Below are 2,441 nucleotides of genomic sequence, written 5' to 3' on the forward strand. Positions count from 1 at the left end.
GGGGCCGAGGCGCTGGGCACGGGTGAGGAGTCGACGCGGCTCGCGGGCTTGTCCTCCTTCTGCGGCACCGGCAGCCAGGGCGCGTCGGAGCTGCCGGAGAGCAGGGTGACGCCGATGACGACGGCGTACCCCGCGCAGAGCCCGGCGACCAGCAGGCCGAGACGGCGGAAGGTACGGCTGCGGCGGCCGGACTCGTCCACGAACACCGGGCGGTCCGAGACGTCGGCGGACTCCGGGCCCTCGGCCGGGACGGAGTCGAGCTGGACGGTCACCTCGTGCGGATCGTGGGCCCCCGCGGCGGACCGGGTGGGCAGCAGCGCCGTCCGCTCGGTGCCGGACCGGTCGCCGGAGGGGCGGAACTCGGCCGCCGCGTCCGGGGTGCCGGAGCGCGGGAGCAGGGCAGTCGCGTCAGCCGCGGCGAGGGCGGCCGGGCCGCCCCGGAGGATCTCCGTCGCGGCGAACATGCGTGCGTCGGACGGGCGTACGACGCGCGGGAACGCGGCGCGTCCACCGCCCGGCCGGTCCCCGCGCGGTGGCGCCAGGTCGGCTTCCGCGACGGTTCCGGTTTCCGGAAAAGCCTGGGTCGACCCCCCTGTCACCTGCATGTCTCGTGCCGCTGAGGCCACGTCGGGCCATTCCGGTCGGCGTTCTTGCCGCCACTGTTCCATGTGCGCGCATCCCCCCACGGGACTGTTCCGGGGAGCGCCGGCGACCCCGAGCACGCGCCGGCCGGACCAGGCCCCCACCCGGTCCGAGCGCCCCCCTCTACCCCAGTGCTCGGGCCCCCGAATGTAGCGCAAGGTGAGTTCGCGTGTGCTCGGAGTGTCAGAACGGGCGGCTCATCACCTCGAAATCGGTGGCCGGAATCCATCGGTCACCGGGCGGCGAAAGCCACCTTTCGGTGCGCGCCAGCTCGGCCGCCGCCGCCTTCAGCGCGTCCAGCGCGGGATGGACCAGCCCCTTCCGCCACACCAGCGAGACGGGCGAAAGCGGAACCGGATCGACCAGCGGCCGAAGCGCCGCGCCTGACATGGCCGGAAAATCCACCACCGCGAGCACCGGCATCCGGCTCGCCGCCATCACCCGGGAGAACTCCTCGGCGCCGAGAACCACCGGATGGGGTGGCGCGAGCCGGATGCCGCGTCCCTCGAAGAGCTGACGCGCCAGCTCGGTCCACTCCCGCGTACCGGGGTTGCCCGCGCCGGCGTACACCGTCTCCCCGGCGAGCGCCCCGAGCGGCACCTCGGGCAGCTCGGCCAGCGGGTGGTCCTCGGGCAGCAGGACCGCCATCTGCTCGTAGCGCACGGGCTGTTGGGCGAGGCCGGAGCGCAGCGCCGGGTCGAGACCGGCGTAGCGGCCGAAGGAGACGTCCAGCCGACCGGCGAGCAGGGCGGCCGCCGCTCCGGTGAGCCCGCGCTCGTAGCGGGCCAACAGCTCGCACCCGGCGGCCAGCTCACGGGCCCGGAGCAGCACCCGGTGGGCGGTGAGGGGGCCTTCGGAGTTGACGTCGACCAGCAGCGGGCGGGCGGTGCCGAAGGCGGCGAGGAGGTCGTCCTGGGCGGCGAGCACCCGCCGGGCGTGCGGCAGCAGCCGCTCGCCGTCCGCGGTGAGCGTCACCTGCCGGGTGGTACGGACGAACAGCTCGGCACCCAGCTCCCGTTCGAGCCGCCGTACGTCCCGGCTGAGCGCCTGCTGGGCGACGTAGAGCCGGGCGGCGGCGCGGGTGAAGTGCAGTTCCTCGGCCACGGCCACGAAGGCGCGCAGCAGCCGGGGTTCGATCGCGGGAGGCATGGCGGCGAACTTACAACGCGGGCGCGTGAATCGGGGCGGAACAGGTGTTGGACCGGCGTCCGCCGCACGGGAGAGCGTGAGCGGCATGTCCACGCAGAGCGCACCCGCCTACCGCCGTCTCTTCGCCCGCCCCGGCGCCCTCGCCTTCACCGCCGGCAACCTGCTCGCCCGCCTCCCGGTGGGCATGGCCGGGGTGAGCGCGGTGGTGATGATCGCCGGTGCGCGCGGCTCGTACGCCCTGGCCGGTGCGGTGAGCGCGACCGGGCTGGTGGCGAGCGGGCTCGCGGGCCCCTGGCTGGCCCGGCTGGTCGACCGTTACGGACAGGCCCGGGTCGCCCGGCCCGCGACCCTGGTGGCGGTGCTCGGCGCCCTGGCCCTGCTGTTGTGCGTGCGGTACGACGCCCCCGACTGGACGCTCTTCGCCGCGTACGCCTCCTGGGCGGCCACGCCCAACGTCGGCGGGCTGTCCCGCGCCCGCTGGGCCCATCTGCTGCGGGACGACCCGGACGCCCGGCACACCGCGAATTCCTTCGAGCAGGCCGCCGACGAGCTGTGCTTCATGCTGGGCCCGGCTCTGGCGTCCTTCCTGACCGGCACCTTCTTCCCCGAGGCGGGCACCCTCGCCGGGGCCGCGCTGCTGGCGGCCGGAA

1 protein-coding gene and 2 pseudogenes are annotated in these 2,441 nt (G+C 75.2%); 1 reads left to right on the top strand and 2 read right to left on the bottom strand.

Annotated elements, in window-relative coordinates; translation table 11 throughout:
• A pseudogene (locus GT030_RS36925) lies at positions 1–464 on the bottom strand (hypothetical protein); the annotation flags it as partial.
• Between the two features lie 361 nt (positions 465–825).
• Positions 826–1,791: a LysR family transcriptional regulator gene (locus tag GT030_RS32385; protein WP_161204136.1), complete on the bottom strand. Its 966-nt coding sequence runs from the start codon at positions 1,789–1,791 to the stop codon at positions 826–828.
• Positions 1,792–1,876: 85 nt separating this feature from the next.
• Here GT030_RS32385 and GT030_RS32390 point away from each other — a divergent pair.
• Positions 1,877–2,441, top strand: a pseudogene (locus tag GT030_RS32390) (MFS transporter); the annotation flags it as partial.

Origin of the sequence: Streptomyces sp. SID1328, from assembly GCF_009865595.1 — a bacterium.
Lineage (GTDB): Bacteria > Actinomycetota > Actinomycetes > Streptomycetales > Streptomycetaceae > Streptomyces > Streptomyces griseoluteus.